Here is an 18,879-nt window from a genome sequence, read left to right on the forward strand (position 1 = left end):
CGGTGGGACGTAAATCGCACACCCGCGCACTGTCGATCTGGGCCAACGGCCGGCGGGTTGGAACATGGCGGATTCCCGCGCGCGGCGACATGGAACTGTTGTACGACACCGGCTGGAAGCAGTCCGATGTCGGGCGTCCGCTGTCGCTGTCGCTACCGTTCGGGGTCGGCGACGCGCCGTTGCGCGGCGCGCGCGTGAATCACTACTTCGACAATCTGCTGCCCGACAGCGATGCCATCCGTCGCCGGCTTGCGTCCCGGTTCGGCACGGCGACGATCGAGCCGTTCGATCTGCTCGCCGCGCTCGGACGGGATTGTGTCGGCGCGGTGCAGTTGCTCGGCGAGGATGAAACACCGGCCGGCCATGACCGGATCGACGGTACGCCGTTGTCCGACGACGAGGTGGCGCGCGCGCTCGATCAGGCGAGCGGGGTGGCGGCAGGTGCCGAGGACGACGACGATTTCCGCCTGTCGCTGGCCGGCGCGCAGGAAAAGACCGCGCTGCTGTTTCACGCGGGACGATGGATGCGCCCGCATGGCGCGACGCCGACGACGCATATTCTCAAGCTACCGCTCGGGCTGGTTGGCAACAAGCGCGCAGATCTTACGGCATCCGTCGAGAATGAATGGCTGTGTCTGGCGATCCTGCGCGCGTACGGTTTGCCGACGGCTCGTGCCGAAATCGTGCATTTCGGCGAACACAAGGTGCTGTCGGTCGAGCGTTTCGATCGCGTGCCGCATCGTGACGGCGGCTGGTTGTTGCGCTTGCCGCAAGAGGACTTCTGTCAGGCGCTCGGCGTGCCGCCGCATTTGAAATACGAATCGCAGGGCGGCCCGGGCGTGCCGGATCTGGCCGCCATCCTGCGTCGATCCGAGGCTGCGCAGCCGGATCTCGATACATTGTTCAGCGCGCTCGTCGTGTTCTGGATGCTCGCCGCGCCGGACGGGCATGCGAAGAACTTCAGCCTGCGCCTGCTGCCGGGCGGACGTTTCCGCCTCACGCCGCTCTACGACGTGATGTCGATCTGGCCGGTCGAAGGCGACGGTGCGAATCAGTGGTCGTGGCACAAGGCGAAGCTCGCGATGGCCGTGCACGGCAGGCGCAAGCACTATGCGATGCGCGACATCACGCGTCGGCACTTTACCGCGATGGCTGAACAATGCCTGCTCGGCGATATCGCGACGCCGATCGTCGACCGGCTGGTCGCGGCGACGCCGCAGGTGATCGAGTCGGTCGGCGCGGCGTTGCCCGCCGGGTTTCCGGCGCGGATCGCCGAGCGCATTCTGGGCGGATTGCGCTTTGCCGCGCAGCGTCTCGACGACATGCCGCGCACGTGATGTCCGGCGCGCGCGCCCGACACCACGCCCGTCTTTCACTGCTGCATGTCCGGCGCTTCGCGCAGCCGCCAGATCGCATTGCACTGCTGGCCGCCGAGGCTCGTCGAGCGCAGCGTGATGACGGTGCCGGCCACGATCCGATACCAGAAATGCGCCATCAGTTCGGTGCCTTTGCGCTGCGCGTGTCCGTCGATCAGCACTTCGCACCGCAGCGGCGACGGCGAGCCGGACGGATGCGTGATGTACACGTTCAGCCGCTCGATGTCGCGCGTCGCCGTGAACACGATCTCGTGATTGCCGCTGCCGACCAGCATCGTGCCGCCCGGTTCGTCGATCGCCTGCAGGTAGGCGCCCGCGCTTGCCTCGAGCGCAGCGGCGGTGACGGTCAGCCCGGCCGCGCGCACGTACTCGGTTGCCGCGATGCGGGCAACGATCGTATCGGACGGCGCCGTCGCGCCGTCCGACAGCGCGAACGGCACGCCGTCGCGCAACGCCGAGTCGACATGGTTCGCGTAGTAGCGCCAGCGGTCGAAGAAGCGAATGTCGCCGGTCATGTGCAGCGCACGGATCGGTTCGCCCTGATATCGCAGCGTCATGATGCCGTCGTGCGCGTCGAACGATTCGTGAATGCCGTTCTTGCTGACGAAGTTCTGCACCGGGTCGAGCAGCGCGGTTTCGCCGCGTGCGCCCCACAGGTGCAGGAACGTCGTATCGATCCCGAAGCATTCCTGGAAGTCGGTGCCGATGCGCGCGACGCAGTCGCGCAGGTGCGCCGCGTAGCGCGTCCATGCCGCGGCCGTGCCGGCCACGAGCCCGGCCTGCAGCGCACCGCCGTGGCGCGCCGTGACTTCGTCGACGACGAGACGCCAGTGATGGTCGCGCCGCTCGCCGATCAGCGGCGTGACGACGAACGTGCAGAAGAGCGGATCGGGGCACGCGTACAGGCGATCGTCTCCGATCTGCGAGAACAGGTCGAACGACGGCGCGCAGAACCAGATGTCCGCGTCGTACAGCGCGAGTCGGGTGATCCGCGGATTGCGCGCGCAATAGTCGGCGGCCTCGATGAAGCGGCCGACCGGCAGCGCATGCGCGCTCGATGCTTCGATCACGTCGACCGACTGGCTTTCGAGGATGCGCCGCTTGTGTTCCGACAGCCCGTAGCCGATGACCGCCACCGTCCCGTCGTAGCCGGTTTGCCGCAGCGACAGCAGGAACGGCACGAGCATTTCGTACCATGCGCGGTTGTTGTCGTTGATTGCCACGCAGACCGCGTGTCCGTTCGAATGCATGGTGCCTCCCCGTCGTGCGCGCCGGCTCAGTAGCCGACGTGGCGTTCGCAGACGACCGCGCCGCAACCGCGGCTGTCGTGATACGTGATGTGAAACTGCTTGTTGTCCCACAGCCACTGGAATACGGCCTGGTACACGCCGGACGTGGTCATGTCGTGCAGCACGATCTTCTTGCGCGCGAGCGGGCCGAACCGGTTCAGCTCGGCGAGCGTCTGCTCGTACGTATGCGTGGTGTCGATGAACAGCAGGTCGGATGCCAGCGGCTCCATCGCGAGATCGTCGGCGATCCTGAATTCGAAGTCGATCGACAGGTGCTTCGCCGCGTGCTTCAGCTCGTCCTGGATGTGGAAATACTGGTCGGTGATGTCGACCGACACGAGTCGCTTCGGCTGCGCGAGCATGAAGGCGGTCGTGGTCAGCCCGGTGAAGACGCCCAGCTCGAGGATGCTGTCGCATCCGGCGGCCGTGTCGGTATAGAAGTCGAAGCGCGACGGGCTGTCGCCGAGCCAGCCGATCGGTTCGATCTTGTACTGGAGAAACTCCAGCCGCAGTTCCTGTAGCGAGCGCATTGTGTGGTCCCCGAGCGAAGCGGTTTGGAAATGTGACGCGCCCGCGCGCCGGGTTGGCCGGCAGCGCGGGCAGCGGATGTTACTTGGCCAGCGTCCGGTACGACACGAGGTCGTTGATCGGCCCGATCTCCGGCCCCGTCGCGCCGGGGCGCGTCGCGACCTGCACGACCTTCTCGAACATGATGATGAACGGCGAGTTCGCGAGCACGGATTTCTGCAGCGCTTCATAGCGCTGCGCGCGCTTCGCGGGCGACGGCTCGACGAGCGCGGCCTCGGTGTCCTTCGTCAGTTGCGGGATGTCCCAGCTGTTGCGCCACGCGAGCATCTTGGTGGTCGACTGGTCGGAATTGTCCGGATTCCATGCGAAGCCGCGCGCATTGCTGTTCGGGTCCATGTAGTCGGGCGACCATTCGCCGATGAAGATGTCGTGCTGGCGCGCGCGGTACTTGCCGATCGCCTGCTTCGCATCGCCCGGGATCAGCTTCACGCGGATGCCGCCCTGCGCGAAGTTGGCCTGCAGCGCCTGCGCGATCTCGATGTACGGATAGTCGTTCGGCATGTCCATCGTCACGTCGAAACCGTTCGGCAAGCCGGCCTTCGCGAGCAGCGCCTTCGCCTTCGCGACGTTGAGCTTGTACGGGTTCGAATTCAGCGTGCCGAGGAAGCCTTCGGGCAGGAAGGTTTCGTGCACCTTGTAGGTCGTGCCGACGATGTTGCGCTGGATGCCGTCGTAGTCGACGAGCCACTTCATCGCCTGCTGCACGTCGGGCTTCGCGAGGTTCGGGTTCTTCGTGTTCAGGCTCAGGTACAGCAGCGCGGAGACCGGCCACGACGCGACCTTGATCTTGCCGGCCTTCGTCAGCGCGGCGAGGCTGTCCGGGCTCAGGTTGCGCGCGGCGTCCACGTCGCCGTTCTCCAGCAGCAGCCGCTGCGCGGACGCTTCGGGCACGTGGCGCAGCACGACGCGCTTCATCGGGTACGGCGTGCGGTACTTGTCGAAACGCTGGAGCACGATGCTCTCGTTCGGCATCCACTTGACGAGCTGGTACGGGCCCGAGCCCGCATCGTTGGTCTTCAGCCAGCCGCTGCCGAAATCGTTGCCCTGCTGGTGCGACATCAGCAGCTTCTTGTCGAGGACCGACGCCGGGCACGCGCTCAGCACGTTCAGCACGAAGCTCGGCGCGTATTTGCGGTCGGTTTCGAGCACGAAGGTCTGCGGATCGACCGCGCGAACCTTCTGCATCACGTTCGCCTTCGTGAGACCGAGATCGGCGAGCACGCCGGCCGGGCCCTTGTCGAGCAGGATGGTGCGCTGCAGCGACCATGCGACGTCGTCGGCGGTCACCGGGTTGCCGGAGTGGAACGTGACGCCGGGGCGCAGCTTGAACGTATAGGTGACGCCGTCGGCGCCGACTGTCCACGATTGCGCGATCTGTCCGTTGAAGCGCGTCGGATCCTTCAGGTCGACCCGCACGAGGCGTTCGTAGGTGTTCGCGACGTACTCGGACGGCACGAGCTCGTAGATTTCGCTCGGATCGAGGGTCGTGAATTCGCCGAGCTGGGTGGCGACGACGAAAATGCCGGACGGCGTCGCGGCCTGCGCCGGCAGCGCCGGGGCAAGCGCGACGAGCGCGGCGCTGACGAACAGCCGGGACAGCAGATGCTTCATGCGGGCTCCATCGAAAAGGAATCGTGGTGCGATTCTCTCATCGACGGCCGCCCGGATGAAAATATTCGACAACGCGCGCACGACGGCGCGCAAAGGGGCGCGGGCAGGCCGGGCGGGCGCCCGGCGCCGGCGGCGCTCAGATCACGCAGCGCGCGATCGCGAAGCGCATCGCTTCCTCGGCCGGCTCGCTGCCGGAGCCGCGCACGACCTTGACGACCGAGCCGTTGGCCGACGGCGTCAGCGTGACGAAATACGAGCGCGAGCCGACGGTAATGTCGGTGACGCCGTTGTGCTGCGACTGCTCGGTGCCCGACAGGCGGCTGTCGAGGCAGTTGGCGATCGCGTAGGCCGGACGGGCCGACGATACGTAGATCATCGGCGCCGAACCGGATGCGGCCGAGTTGGACGAGGGCGCGGAACCGCAGGCGGCGAGCAGGGCGGCGGGCAGGAGCAGCAGGAATCGTTTCATGATCGGAATCGTCGTGTGTCTCGTGTCGAGGCGGGGGCGCGGGGTACGCGAAACGCGGAGCTTCGCGACGAAACCGCCGGAATCGTGCCGTTTTTGACGGCCGATGCGGGCGGCGGCTGACGTCGGAGTATACCCGCGGCACTTGACGCGAGCGCCTGGCTGAAACGATTCGATACAACAAGCGCCCGCTGTCGCGCGGCGGCAGCGGGCGCTTCGGGCGGTGGCGAATCGACGCCCGGCGGCGTGACGGGCCGGTCCGGTGGCTGACCGGATTTTCCTGCGGGATCGGCGCGCGCTCAATGCGCGCCCGCTGCCGCCGCATCCGTATCGCCACCGCCCGCGCGCGACGGCTTCGTGATCCAGATCAGCGGAATGATCGCGACGAAGATGATCGCCGACACGTAGAAGATGTCGTTCAACCCCATCACCGCCGCCTGCGAATCGACCGACGCGTTGAAGAACGCGAGCGCCGCATCGGGGCTCAGGTGCAGCAGCGAGCGGGCCGCGTCGATCTGCTGCGCGAAGATCGGGTTGCCGGGGCTCGCCTGTTCGGTGAGCCGGACGTGATGCAGGATCGTCCGGTCGTTCCACGCGTTGCTGATCAGCGACGTGCCGACCGCGCCGCAGAACGTGCGGCCGAAGTTCGACAGGCCGGCGGCGGCCGGGATCTTGTCCGGCGGCAGCCCCGACAGGATGATCGCGGTGAGCGGCACGAAGAACATCGCCATCGGAATGCCCTGCAGCAGCGTCGGCAGCACGAGGTCCCAGTGCGACACATCCGAATAGAACATCGTGCGCATCATGAAGACGACGGCGAAGCCGATGAACGCGAGCGTCGCGAGGTAGCGCGGATCGGTGCGCGGCAGGATGCGTCCCATCACCGGCGTCAGCACGATCGCGAAGATCCCGAGCGGCGCGGTGGCGAGCCCCGAGTCGATCGCGCGATAGCCGAGATAGCCCTGCATCCACTGCGGCAGCAGCACGAGCGTGCCGAAGAACATCCCGTATGCAACCGAAATCGCGATCGTGCCGCCCGCGAAATTGCGCTGCGTGAAGAGCCGCAGGTCGACGATCGGATTGGCCGCGGTGAGCTCCCACACGAGGAAGAACGCGAAGCCGACCAGCGCGACGATGCCGAGCGCGACGACGACGGGCGAATTGAACCAGTCGAGATCCTTGCCCTTGTCGAGCATGATCTGCAGCGACGCGACCCACAGCACGAGCAGCACGAGGCCGACCGAGTCGATCGGCATGCGGCGCGTGGCCGATTCGCGATCGCGGAACACGAGCCACGTGACCGCCGCCGCGAAGAAGCCGACCGGAATGTTGATGTAGAAGATCCACGACCAGTTGTAGTCGTACGTGATCCAGCCGCCGAGCGACGGTCCCGCGATCGGGCCGACGAGCGCCGTCATCGACCACAGCGCGAGGGCCGTCGCCGATTTCTGTCGCGGCCATGCGCCGAGCAGCAGCGCCTGCGACAGCGGCGCGAGCGGCCCGGCGACCGCGCCCTGCAGGATCCGCGCGGCGAGCAGCGTCGGCAGGTTCGGCGCGATCCCGCACAGCCACGACGCGAACACGAACAGCAGGATCGACGTGACGAACAGGCGCACCTGGCCGAAGCGCTGCGTGAGCCAGCCCGTCAACGGAATCGACACCGCGTTCGCGGCCGCGAAAATCGTGATCACCCACGTGCCTTCGTCGACCGACACGCCGAGGTCGCCCGAAATCGTCGGAATGGCGACGTTCGCGATCGACGAGTCGAGCACGTTCATGAACATCGCGAGCGATACCGCGATCGTGCCGATCGCGAGCCGGCCGCCCGTCAGCGGGCCGGGATTGGACGGAGAGGACATGGCGTTCCTGCGTGATGGAAGGTGGTCCGCGCGGTGCGCTGCCCGGCCGCGCACGCAAGCGCGCGACGCCGGCGCGGACGAACCGCGAAGCGGACGGACGCACGCTGCCCGCGGGCGGCGCGCTCAGGCGGCGCCGTCGTGCGGCAGCGTGCGGTTCAGTTCAAGTGTCGAGTCGGCGGCGCGAAGCCGTGACGGGCTCCGGCAGGCGGGCCAGCGCCGGTCAGGAAGGCGCGACGCGCGTGACGCGTCGGCGGGCAGCGGGCACGTGGCTGCCGTAGCGTGTGGTGTCGTTTTTCATCGGCACAGGCTAACGATGCGGCGAACGGCGATCAACGCCTGCCCGCTCATTAATTCCTTTCGTCGCCCGCAACAATCCGGCCGGCACGGGCCGAATGCCGGTCGTGCGATGGCGGTTACGGCGCGCTTCGCCAGCCGGTGAAGACTTCCGTCAGGAACTCGACGAACGCGCGCACCTTGCTGTCGAGCGTCGCGCGGCGCGGATAGAGCGCATGCAGCTCGACGTCGTCGGTGCGGTGCCAGTCGGGCAGTACGATCTCGAGTTCGTTCTTTTCGAGCCGGTGCGCGGTGTAGTGCGTGGAGATCAGCGCGATGCCGCCGCCGCTCGCGGCCTGGCGCAGCACGGTGACCGACTCGTTCGAGATCAGCACGGGCCGCACCGGTACGTCGGCGACGTCGCCGGCCGCGTTGGTGAGCCGCAGCGTCAGGCCCGGCGCGTCGCGGCCGACGTACAGGATGTCGTGCTGCGCGAGCTCCTGCGGCGTTTGCGGCCGCCCGGCACGGTCGAGATAGGCCGGGCTCGCGGCGAGCTTCGCGTGCGACCAGCCGAGCGAGCGCGCGACGTAGCCGGAATCGGTCAGCGTGCCCGCGCGCAGCGCGACGTCGAAACCGTGCTCGACGAGGTCGAGCGGGCTGTTGTCGTAGATCAGTACGAGCTGGACGCGCGAATAGCGCCGGTGAAACTCGGCGAGCGCCGGCTCCAGCTCGAACAGGCCGATCGAGTAGGGCACCAGCACGCGCAGCGTCCCTTCGGGATCGGTGCGCAGCGCGCGCGCCTGGCGGTCCGCGTCGAGCAGGATCTCCTCGGCGCGCAGGCAGCGCTCGTAATAGTCGCGTCCGGCTTCGGTGACGGACACGCGGCGCGTGGTCCGGTACAGCAGTTGCACGCCGAGATCGTCCTCCAACTGCTTGACCTTGCGGCTGACGCGGCTCAGCGCCAGGTCGAGTTGCACCGACGCGGCGGTAAAGCTGCCGCGTTCCACCACGCGCAAGAATATCCGGATGCTCTCGAAGTCCATACAGGTTGTTTCCGTGTTCGGCTTGCGCGCATCTTACCGTCGCCGGCCGAATCGTTTCATGTCGACCGCGCGATTATCCCGCCCGCTGCAATAACGCATCCCGTGCAGGCCGTAGTGGCCGCCGCCGCGCGACCGTATGCTCGCCGGATGAAATTCGCTCTCCCCAGCCTGCCGCCGTTCGCGGCGGTGCGCACCGCGTTGCGCGACGCATGGCCTGCGTTGCCGCCCGGCGCGCTCGGCTTCGCGCTGCGCAACACGGCCGCGTCGCTGCTCGCGCTGTACATCGCGTTCCGGATGAATCTCGACGACCCGAAATGGGCCGCGTCGACCGTATGGATCGTCGCGCAGGGCAGTCGCGGAATGGGGCTGTCGAAGAGCCAGTACCGGATTCTCGGCACCGCGATCGGCGCGGCCGTCGCGCTCGCGCTGACGGGCGCGTTCGCGCAGACCCCCGAGCTGTTCCTGCTGGCGCTGGCCGCATGGATCGGCCTGTGCGCGGGCGTCGCGACGTTTCTGCGGAATTTCCGTGCGTACGCGGCGGTGCTTGCCGGCTACACGGCCGCGATCATCTCGATGGATGCGGCGTCCGCGCCGCAGCACGCGTTCGATATCGCGACCGCGCGGTTCCTGTACGTGGTGGTCGGCATCCTGTGCGGCGCGGCGTTCGAAACCGTGTTCGCGCCGGGGTCGCCGCTGCGCGATGTTCGTGCGCGGCTCGCCCGCTATCTCGCGCGTGCGGTGGCCGTCGGCGCGGAAGCGTTGCGTCGCGAGCCGAACGGCGCGGCCGTTCACCGGCTCTTCGCCGAGGCGCTCGACCTCGACACCGCGGCCGAATACGCCGCCGCCGGCGCGCCGCCGGTGCGCAACGCGATCGGCCACTTGCGCGCGGCGGTGCTGGGCGTGCTGGCGGCCCATGCGGCGGGGCAGGCGCTCGACGCGCACGCGGCGCGCAGCGGCGCCGTGCCCGATCCGCTCGTCGCCGATGCCGCGCGCGTGCTCGACGGTGTGGCCGCGTCCGGTGAAACGGGGCCCGACATGGCGGCGCTGCGTGCGCGCGTGGACGACGCACTGCGCGCCGAGGCCGCCGAGCCGGCCGGCTCGGACGCCTCGCGCCTGCTTACGCTCGACCGGCTCGATGCCCTGCTCGCGGGGTTCGACCGTGCGTACGCGAGCAAGGCGCGGATCGACCTGCCGGTTCCGCCGCCGTCACGGGTCCGCTACGCGTTTCATCGCGACGGGGTGCTCGCGGTTCACAACGGCATGCGCGCATTCATCGCGGTGCTGGCCGCCTCGGCGATCTGGATCGTCACCGCGTGGCCGTCGGGCGCCGGCTTCGTCGCGATCACGGCCGTGGTCGGCGCGCTGTTCTCGACCCGCCCGAATTCGGCCCGGGCCGCCATGGGCTTCCTGAAAGGCGCGGCCTGCGCGGCGGTGGCGGGCGTGGTCTGCAACTTCGTCCTGCTGCCCGCGGTGTCGGGCTTCGAGATGCTCGCGTACATCATCGGCGTGTTCATGATCGGCACGGGCCTCGCGCTGCGCCATCCGCGCACGGCCGCGCTCGGCAGCGCGTTCTCGATCTTCTTCTGGAATTTCACGTCGCCGGACAATACCGCCCGCATCGGCGATGCGGCGTTCCTGAACAGCGCACTCTCGACGCTGCTCGGCATCGCGTTCGGCGTGCTGGTGTTCGCACTGGTGTTTCCCGGCGATCCGGGCACGAGCCGGCGGCGTCTGCATCGCGCGGTGCGCCGCGATCTGACCGATATCGCCCGCAACCCGCGCAACTGGTCGGCAAGCGCGTGGCTGAGCCGCACCGCCGACCGGCTCGGACGCGAGCTCGGGTTCGCGGGCAGCGTGCCGCAGACGCGGATCGAGCGCGACATGCGCGAGCTGCTCGCGACCTGGGGAATCGGCGACAGCCTGTTGTCGCTCGCGGAACTGGCGGCGCGGGAGCCGGCGGTGCGCCGTGCGGCGGCCGCGGTGCGCGGCCGTGTCGCGCGGGCGGATTTCGCGCGGCTCGAACGGACCTGCGACGCCGCGGCGCGTGTACTGCAGCGACGCGTGGCCGATATCGACAGCGACGGCGGCCGCGCATTGCTGCGCGGCATCGTGCTGCTGCGACGGATCGCGGATGCCGCCGCCGCGCACGGCCATTTTCTGCGCGGACACGACGACTGAACACCGCGGCTCGGGCGGGCCGCCGGCCCGGTCAGGTGAGCCGATACGCCGGGCCCGGCGTCACTTCCGCCGGCAGCGGCTCGCGGTTCAGTTCGAGCAGCGTGCGCTCGATCGTTCGCGTCATTGCGTCGAGCGCGAGATGGTTGGGGCCGTCGCCGAACGGCTCGGCGATCGCATGCGCAATGGCGTCGAGCGCGATCAGCGTATACGCGACGAACACGGTGACGAACGGCGTGGCCGCACCGATCGAATCGACGAGGCCGAACGGCAGCAGCACGCAGTATGCGTAGATGGTCCGGTGCAGCAGCACGTCGTACGAGAACGGGATCGGCGTCGACGCGATGCGCTCGCAGCCGCTCACCATCGACACGAGGTCTTCGAGGCGCGCGTCGAGCATCCACAGCCGCGTATCGGCGAGCCGGCCCGCGTCGGCGCGCGCGGCGAACGCCTCGCGCAGTTCGTGCACGATCGCGACCGGCGCGAACCGCGCGGCGGCGATGCGTGCGCAGGTATCGCCGTCGAGCAGCGCACGCAGGTCGTTGAGCGGATCGGTGCCGCGCAACTGGTGCTTCAGCGCATAGACGAACGCGACGACCTTGCGCACGAACGCCTGCCGCGACGCGTCGTCGTCATCGACCGCGCCATAGCAGAGCGCCTGCGACACCAGCGTGCGCGAAGCGGTCAGCACGCCGCCCCACAGTTGCCGCCCCTCGCGGTAGCGTTCGTAGCTCGCGTTGTTGCGAAACCCCGCGAAGATCGCGAGCGTGAGGCCGATCAGCGTGAACGGCGTCGGGTTCAGCGGCACCTTCTCGCCGAGCACGCGGCCGCCGCCCCAGACCGCGACGAGACTGATCGCGAGCGTCAGCACGAGCTGCGGCAGGATGGTCGGCAGCACCGAACCGTTCCAGACGAGCAGCATGCGCAGCCAGTGCTCGCGAGGCCGAACGATCATCGCGGCGCTCCGTCACGCGGCGGCCGACACCGGCGCGGCCGCGCGATGCAGCAGCACGGGCACCGACTTCGACGTCGGCGTGTTGCACACGTCGCCGACGCTGTCGAGCGGCACCAGCGGATTGGTTTCCGGGTAGTACGCGCCGATGCAGCCGCGCGGGATGTCGTATTCGACGAGCAGGAAGCCGTCCGCGCGCCGTTCGATGCCGTCGTGCCACACGGTTTCCATGTCGACCCATTCGCCGGCCTTCAGGCCGAGCATCGCGAGATCGTCGCGGTTGACGAACACCACGCGGCGCTGGCCGTACACGCCGCGATAGCGGTCGTCGAGCCCGTAGACGGTCGTGTTGTACTGGTCGTGCGAGCGCGTCGTCATCAGCGTCATCAGACGCTCGCCGTGCAGCGCGCGGGCGCGCTGGATCGGCGTGTCGGTCGGCAGCGCATGTGCGATGTAGTTCGCCTTGCCCGTCGGCGTCAGCCATTCGCGGTCGCGCGACGCGACGCGCAGGTGGAAGCCGCCGGGCCGCGCGATGCGCGTGTTGTAGTCGTAGAAGCCGTCGAAGGTCGCCTCGATCGCGTCGCGGATCTTCGCGTAGTCGTCCTTGTACGCAAGCCAGTCGATCTTGCCGCTGCCGAACAGCGCGTGGCCCATGTGCGCGACGATCGCCGGTTCCGACATCAGGTTCGCGGAAGCGGGCTTGTTCATCCCGTACGACACGTGGACCATGCTCATCGAGTCCTCGACCGTCACGCCTTGCGGCACGTTGTCCTGCAGGTCGATCTCGGTGCGGCCGAGCGTCGGCAGGATCAGCGCGTCGTGGCCGTGGATCAGGTGGCTGCGGTTCAGCTTCGTCGTGATGTGCACCGAAAGATCGCAGCGGCGCATGCCTTCCCACGTGCGCGGCGTGTCCGGCGTCGCCATCGCGAAGTTGCCGCCGAGGCCGATCAGCACCTTCACGTGGCCGTCGAGCATTCCTTCGATCGTCTCGACGACGTCGTAGCCGTGGTGGCGGGGCGGTTCGAAGTCGAACACCTGGCCGAGCCGGTCGAGGAACGCCTGCGACGGCTTTTCCTCGATGCCGACCGTGCGGTTGCCCTGCACGTTCGAGTGGCCGCGCACCGGGCACAGGCCGGCACCGGGGCGGCCGATGTTGCCGCGCATCAGCATCAGGTTGGTCAGCATCTGCACGGTCGCGACCGAATGCTTGTGCTGCGTGATGCCCATGCCCCACGTCGCGATCACGCGCTCGCTGCGCGCATAGAGCTGCGCGAGGCCGTCGATCTGCTCGTACGGCACGCCGCTTTCGGCGGTCAGCGCGGACCAGCTTTCGTTGCGCAGATCGTCGGCGAATGCGTCGAAGCCGGCCGTGTGCTCGCCGATGAACGCGGTGTCGAGCACGCGCGGCGCACCGGCGGCGCGCGCGGCATCGTCGAGTTCGAGCACGCGCTTGGCCATCCCCTTGATCAGCGCGAAATCGCCGCCGATCGTCGGCTGGACGAACCTCGACGCGATCTGCGTGCCGGACATCGTCAGCATTTCGAGCGGGCTTTGCGGATCGGCGAAGCGCTCCAGCCCGCGTTCCTTCAGCGGGTTGATCGACACGATCGTCGCGCCGCGTTTCGCGCATTCGCGCAGTTCGCCCATCATCCGCGGATGGTTGGTCGCCGGGTTCTGGCCGAAGATCAGCAGCGTGTCCGCGTGCTCGAAATCGTCGAGCGTGACGGTGCCCTTGCCGACGCCGACCGATGCCGGCAGCCCGCGGCTCGTCGCCTCGTGGCACATGTTCGAGCAGTCGGGGAAGTTGTTCGTGCCGTACAGGCGCACCAGCAGCTGGTACAGGAACGCGGCTTCGTTGCTCGCGCGGCCGGACGTGTAGAACGCGGCCTGGTTCGGGTCCGGCAGCGCGCGCAGGTGGCGCGCGATCAGCTCGAACGCGTCGTCCCATGCGATCGGCACGTAGCGGTCGGTCTGTGCGTCGTACACCATCGGGTCGGTCAGGCGGCCATGCTGTTCAAGCTCGAAATCCGTCTGTTCGAGCAGCTCGGTGACCGTGTGCGCGGCAAAGAATTCGGGCGTCACGCGCTTGCTCGTCGCCTCGGCGGCCACGGCCTTCACGCCGTTCTCGCAGAATTCGAACGTCGACGCGTGCTGGCGGTCGGGCCATGCGCAGCCCGGGCAGTCGAAGCCGTCGGGCTGGTTCTGGCGCAGCAGCGTGCGGTAGTTGCCGCCGGTGACCTTTTCCTTGATCAGGTTGATCGCGACGGCTTTCAGCGCGCCCCAGCCGGCAGCCGGGTGGTGATACGGTTCGATGCGCGCGGCGGCGGATTTCTTTTTCATGATGCATGTGTCAGGGTCGATGCATGGAGAGTACGCGCGGCGCTGCGGCCGCTGTGTGTACACCTCTTCGCTTCAAAAAAGAGTACAGTTGCGACGATTCAGGCAGTGCGGAGCGCAACTGTGTTGTTGAAGGGAAGTTGAAAGGGAGGCGCGTGAAGCGTTACGAACAACTGGCCGACGAGCTGCAGGCGCAGATCGAACGCGGCGTGTACCGGCCCGGCGAGCGGATTCCGTCGGTGCGGCAGGCGGGCCGGCAGCAGCAGCTCAGCGTCACGACCGTGCTGCGTGCGTACCTCGTGCTGGAGAGCCGCGGGCTGATCGAGAGCCGGCCGCAGTCGGGCTATTTCGTGCGGGCGCGCGTCGCGGCGCCGGCCGAGGCCGAGCTGCACACGTCCGCGCCGGCCGCGGAGCCGTCGGCGGTGGACGTGAGCCGGCTCGTGCTGTCGACGCTGCGCTCGATCGCGCGCGACGACGCGGTGCCGCTCGGCTCGCCGTATCCCGATGCGTCGCAGTTCCCGGTGCAGCGTCTCGCGCGCTACGCGCAGGCGATCGGGCGCCGCCGCACGCGCTGGGGCGTGATCGACGACCTGCCGCCGGGAAACCAGGAACTGATCCGCCAGATCGCGCGACGCTATGCGGAGCGCGGGATCGCGATCGAGCCGGGCGAGATCGTGATGACGATCGGCGCGACCGAAGCGATCAACCTGTGCCTGCAGGCCGTCGCGAAGCCGGGCGACACGATCGCCGTCGAGTCGCCGACGTTCTATGCGATGCTGCACGCGATCGAGCGGATGGGCATGCGCGCGCTGGAAGTGGCGACGCACCCGGGCGACGGCATCGATCTCGACGCGCTCGAACGGATTCTCGAGCGCGAGCGCATCGCCGCGTGCATGGTGATGCCCAATTTCCAGAACCCGCTCGGCTTCCAGATGCCCGACGAACGCAAGCGCGCGCTCGTCGAGCTGCTCGCGAAGCACGGCGTGCCCGCGATCGAGAGCGACGTCTATCACGAGCTGCATTTCGGCGACACGACGCCGAGCGCGCTGAAGTCGTACGACCGCGACGGGCTCGTGCTGCATTGCGCGTCGTTCACGAAGAGCCTGTCGCCGCGCTACCGGATCGGCTGGGCGATGCCCGGGCGCTATCGCGACCAGGTCGAGAAGCTGAAATTCCTGAACACGCTCGCGACGCCGGCGATCGAGCAGCTCGCGATCGCCGAATACCTGAAATACGACGGCTACGATTTCCACCTGCGCCGGATGCGCAAGCAGTATGCGCAGCAGGCGAGCCTGATGAGCGCGATGGTGCGGCGTTTCTTCCCGGAAGGCACGCGGCTGTCGCAGCCGCAGGGCGGCTACGTGCTGTGGGTCGAGCTGCCGCCGCAGGTCGACGCGATGAAGCTGTATGCGCTCGCGCTCGCGCAGCGGATCACGGTCGGGCCCGGCCACATGTTCTCCGCGACGAACGATTACCGGCATTTCATCCGCCTCAACTACAGCTATCCGTGGTCGCGGCAGATCGAGGATGCGTTGAAGGTGCTCGGGCGGCTCGCGTCGGAGTGCGCGGGGCGGTGAGCGGCGCGACGGTGGCCGGCGGCGGCCCGCTGCAGGCCGCCGCCGGCACGCATCACGCTGCGCGCTGCAGTTCGCGCTGCGCGGCGCCGGCCATGCTGCGCATGTCGAAGCCCGACGGGTGCTGGTACACGCGCAGCCCGAATTCCGGCAGCACCGCGATCAGGTGATCGAACAGGTCGGACTGGATCGCCTCGTAGTCGACCCATGTCGTCGTGTCGGTGAAGCAGTACAGTTCGAGCGGAATGCCTTCGGCCGTCAGCGGCAGTTGCCGCGCCATGCACGTCATGTCGCGACGGATTCGCGGATGCCCCTTCAGGTAGTTCGCGACATACGCGCGGAACGTGCCGAGATTCGTCAACTGGCGGCGATTCGCCGGGCATTCGCCGGCCGCGCCGAGCGTGCCGTTCCATTGCGAGATCGCGTCGACCTTGTCTTCCAGATAGTCCTTCAGCAGCGTCAGGCGTTCGAGCCGCTCGATCTCGTCGTTGTCGAGAAAGCGCACGCTCGTCGCGTCGACGAACAGCGCGCGCTTGATGCGGCGTCCGCCGGCTTCGGTCATCCCGCGCCAGTTCTGGTAGCTCTCGGTGATCAGCTTCCACGTCGGCACCGTGATGATCGTGTGATCGAAGTTCGCGACCTTGACGGTGTTCAGCGTGATGTCGATGACGGTGCCGTCCGCGCCCGCCGACGGCATCGTGATCCAGTCGCCGATCCGCAGCATGTCGTTCGACGACAGCTGCACGCCCGCGACGAGGCCGAGCAGCGTGTCCTTGAAGATCAGCATCAGCACGGCCGACATCGCGCCGATGCCCGACAGCAGCAGGCCGATCTGCTTGCCGGTCGCGTCGCCGATCACGACGAGCGCGGCCGTGATGAACATCACGAGCTTGACGAGCTGCATCGCGCCTTTCAGCGACAGCCGAGGCTGGTCGCGCTGGCTCGTGCGATGCGCGTGTTCGAGCGCGGACAGCGTCGCACTGATCGTCATCGACACGAGGAACGCGATCAGCGCGAACAGCACCTTGTCGGCGGCCTGCACGGCCGTGGCCGGGATGCCGGGCACGGCGCCGAGCCCGAGCTTGATCACGACGAACGGGACGATGCGGTTCAGCCACTTGAACGCGCCGAACTGGAACAGCGCGTCGTCGATGCGGGTGGCCGACAGCCGTGCGATGCGCGCGACCACGCGAAACAGCAGGAAATGAACGGCGGCGGTGATCACGCCGGCGGCGGCGATGAGGGTGAGGGCGCCGACGAGCGGCGCAAACCAGGGTTCGTTCAGGGTCATAGGGGCAGCTTGGGTCCTTCTCGTGCATTGAATCGGCGCCGCGACGCGGCGTGTGCCCGGTGAAGGGCACATGAAAGGGACCGTGATTGTGCCATCGGGTTCCGGACGCGTGCCGCGAATGCGCCGCACGGCTCCCGAAGATCCTCACCGTTGCGCGGGCATCTTTCGGGCGCGCGCCGCGCAACATACTGTGTACTTGCCACGGGATGCCCGCTCGGGGCACGATGCGCGAACGACTTCGCGAACCGCGTTTTCACGTCGTTCACGGCGCTCACGCAACCCACACAATCCTCGTATTTCACGCATTTCACGCATGCAAGATTCCAACGAAAGCCGGCCGCCTGGGCTGCGGCTGCTGAAGGGCATTCTTCCGGTCCACCGTGCGACGGCGATCCGCGACGTCTTCGCGGGCATGTCGCTCGCGTCGATGGATATTCCGCAGGTGCTCGGCTATGCGCGCATCGCCGGCATGCCGGCCGTGACGGGCCTCTATACGGTGTTCCTGCCGCTCATCGCGTTCGCGTGCTTCGGCGCATCGCGCCATCTGGTGGTTGCCGCCGACTCCGCGACCGCGACGATCTTCGCGAGCCGCCTGTCGTCGATGGCGCCCGCCGGCAGCGCCGACTATGTGGCGCTGGCCGGCATGGTCGCGCTGCTGACGGCCGCGATGCTGCTGCTCGCGCGTATCTTCAAGCTCGGCTTTCTCGCCGATTTCCTGTCGCGTACGGTGCTGGTCGGTTTTCTCGCGGGCGTCGGCGTGCAGGTGTCGATCGCGATGCTCGGCGACATGCTCGGCCTGGCCGTGCCGTATCCGGCGTCGCGCAGCGTCGCCCAGCTCGACTACGTGATCACGCATGCGGCGCATGCGCATCGGCCGACGCTCGCGCTGGCCGTGCTCGTCGTCGTCGCGATTCTCGCGTGCAAGCGGTGCCTGCCGCGCGTGCCGATGCCGATGATCGCGGTTGCGGGCAGCATCGCCGCGAGCTATGCATTCGGCTTTTCCGCGCGCGGCATCGAGGTGCTCGGGCCGGTCGCGGGCGGTTTGCCGCCGCTGCGCTGGCCGTCCGTCACGTGGCAGCAGTTCCTCGATCTCGTGCCGGTTGCCGCGTCGTGCTTCGTGATGATCGTCGCGCAGAGCGCGGCGGCGGCGCGCGTGTTTGCGCAAGAGTATGGCGAGGACGTCGACACCAACGCCGACATCCTCGGGCTCGCGGCCGCGAACGCGGCGGCGGCGGTGGGCGGCGCGTTCGTCGTGAACGGCAGTCCGACGCAGACCGCGATGGCCGACGGCGCGGGCGTGCGCAGCCAGATCGGGCACCTGACGTTCGCCGCGGTCGTCGCGGTCGTGCTGCTGTTCCTGAGCGCGTATCTGCAGTACCTGCCGCATGCGGTGCTGGCCGGCATCGTGTTCACGATCGCGCTCGGGCTGATCAACGTGCGCAGCCTCGCGGCGATCCGCAAGGAAAGCCCCGGCGAATTTACGCTCGCGCTCATCACCGCCGTGGCCGTCGTGACGGTCGGCGTCGAGCACGGCATCCTGCTGGCCGTCGCGTTGTCGCTGATGCGGCACGTACGGCACAGCTACCAGCCGCATACGATGGTGCTCGAGGCCGTGGAAGGCAACGGGCGCTGGCAGCCGGTGCCGTCGCGGCCCGGCGCGATGACGGCGCCCGGGCTGATCGTCTACCGGTTCGGCTCCGACCTGTTCTTCGCGAACGACCATCGGTTCGCCGCCGAAGTGACCGCGCTCGTCGACGCGGCGCCCGCGCCGCTGCGCTGGTTCATCGTCGATGCGGGGGCGATCACCGATCTCGACTACTCGGCCGCGCGCACGGTGACCGATCTCGTCAAGGCGCTGCATGCGCGCCGGATCGGCGTGCTGTTCGGGCGCGTGAACCGCTACCTGCAAGCGGACATGGAGCGTCACCGGATCACGGAGATCGTCGGGGCGTCGTGCATTTTCCCGACGCTGCACCAGGCGCTGGAGGCCGCGGGCGTGGCGGCGACGCCGCAGGAGCCGGGCGTGGTGTAGCGCGCAGTGCGGA

At 68.2% G+C, this 18,879-nt stretch carries 13 protein-coding genes; 4 read left to right on the forward strand and 9 right to left on the reverse strand.

All coding sequences use genetic code 11. The features are described 5' to 3' along the window. Positions 1–2: 2 nt before the first annotated feature. Positions 3–1,337: a type II toxin-antitoxin system HipA family toxin gene (locus tag BME24068_RS12700; RefSeq protein WP_174926272.1), complete on the forward strand. Its 1,335-nt coding sequence runs from the start codon at positions 3–5 to the stop codon at positions 1,335–1,337. A 35-nt stretch (positions 1,338–1,372) separates the two neighbouring features. Here BME24068_RS12700 and BME24068_RS12705 read toward each other — a convergent pair whose 3' ends face one another. From BME24068_RS12705 to BME24068_RS12730, 6 genes are all read right to left on the reverse strand, one after another. Continuing rightward, complete coding sequence (locus tag BME24068_RS12705) at positions 1,373–2,626, reverse strand: hypothetical protein (protein ID WP_174926273.1); 1,254 nt, start codon at positions 2,624–2,626, stop codon at positions 1,373–1,375. 26 nt (positions 2,627–2,652) lie between these two features. Further along, the gene (locus BME24068_RS12710; protein ID WP_096499849.1) at positions 2,653–3,195 is read right to left on the reverse strand and encodes a class I SAM-dependent methyltransferase; all 543 of its coding nucleotides are present in this window, start codon (positions 3,193–3,195) and stop codon (positions 2,653–2,655) included. 79 nt (positions 3,196–3,274) lie between these two features. Beyond that, positions 3,275–4,864 (reverse strand): ABC transporter substrate-binding protein, encoded by a 1,590-nt coding sequence (locus BME24068_RS12715; protein ID WP_174926274.1) that lies wholly within the window; start codon positions 4,862–4,864, stop codon positions 3,275–3,277. Positions 4,865–5,000: 136 nt separating this feature from the next. Next, complete coding sequence (locus BME24068_RS12720; protein ID WP_096499845.1) at positions 5,001–5,333, reverse strand: sugar ABC transporter ATPase; 333 nt, start codon at positions 5,331–5,333, stop codon at positions 5,001–5,003. A 296-nt stretch (positions 5,334–5,629) separates the two neighbouring features. After that, the gene (locus BME24068_RS12725; protein WP_096499843.1) at positions 5,630–7,189 is read right to left on the reverse strand and encodes a DHA2 family efflux MFS transporter permease subunit; all 1,560 of its coding nucleotides are present in this window, start codon (positions 7,187–7,189) and stop codon (positions 5,630–5,632) included. 413 nt (positions 7,190–7,602) lie between these two features. Continuing rightward, a complete protein-coding gene (locus BME24068_RS12730) occupies positions 7,603–8,505 on the reverse strand; it encodes a LysR family transcriptional regulator (protein WP_096499841.1) in 903 nt (300 codons plus the stop codon). 147 nt (positions 8,506–8,652) lie between these two features. Here BME24068_RS12730 and BME24068_RS12735 point away from each other — a divergent pair, with 147 nt between their 5' ends. Further along, on the forward strand, positions 8,653–10,683 hold the full coding sequence (locus tag BME24068_RS12735; RefSeq protein WP_174926275.1) for an FUSC family protein: 2,031 nt from the start codon (positions 8,653–8,655) through the stop codon (positions 10,681–10,683). Positions 10,684–10,714: 31 nt separating this feature from the next. Here the strand turns inward: BME24068_RS12735 and BME24068_RS12740 are convergent, their stop codons facing one another. Together BME24068_RS12740 and BME24068_RS12745 are read right to left on the reverse strand one after the other, a co-directional pair. Then, a complete protein-coding gene (locus tag BME24068_RS12740) occupies positions 10,715–11,635 on the reverse strand; it encodes a bestrophin family protein (protein ID WP_096499837.1) in 921 nt (306 codons plus the stop codon). Positions 11,636–11,647: 12 nt separating this feature from the next. Further along, complete coding sequence (locus BME24068_RS12745; protein WP_174926276.1) at positions 11,648–13,972, reverse strand: FdhF/YdeP family oxidoreductase; 2,325 nt, start codon at positions 13,970–13,972, stop codon at positions 11,648–11,650. A gap of 152 nt (positions 13,973–14,124) precedes the next feature. On the opposite strand from BME24068_RS12745, the gene BME24068_RS12750 reads away from it, so the two are divergent. Further along, a complete protein-coding gene (locus tag BME24068_RS12750) occupies positions 14,125–15,546 on the forward strand; it encodes an aminotransferase-like domain-containing protein (protein WP_174926277.1) in 1,422 nt (473 codons plus the stop codon). 52 nt (positions 15,547–15,598) lie between these two features. Here BME24068_RS12750 and BME24068_RS12755 read toward each other — a convergent pair whose 3' ends face one another. Then, positions 15,599–16,834, reverse strand: coding sequence for a mechanosensitive ion channel family protein (locus BME24068_RS12755; RefSeq protein ID WP_174926278.1), 1,236 nt, complete (start codon positions 16,832–16,834; stop codon positions 15,599–15,601). Between the two features lie 313 nt (positions 16,835–17,147). On the opposite strand from BME24068_RS12755, the gene BME24068_RS12760 reads away from it, so the two are divergent. After that, the gene (locus BME24068_RS12760; protein ID WP_174926279.1) at positions 17,148–18,866 is read left to right on the forward strand and encodes a SulP family inorganic anion transporter; all 1,719 of its coding nucleotides are present in this window, start codon (positions 17,148–17,150) and stop codon (positions 18,864–18,866) included. Positions 18,867–18,879 lie beyond the last annotated feature (13 nt).

It is taken from the genome of Burkholderia anthina, assembly GCF_902498995.1.
In the GTDB taxonomy this organism is placed as follows: domain Bacteria; phylum Pseudomonadota; class Gammaproteobacteria; order Burkholderiales; family Burkholderiaceae; genus Burkholderia; species Burkholderia anthina.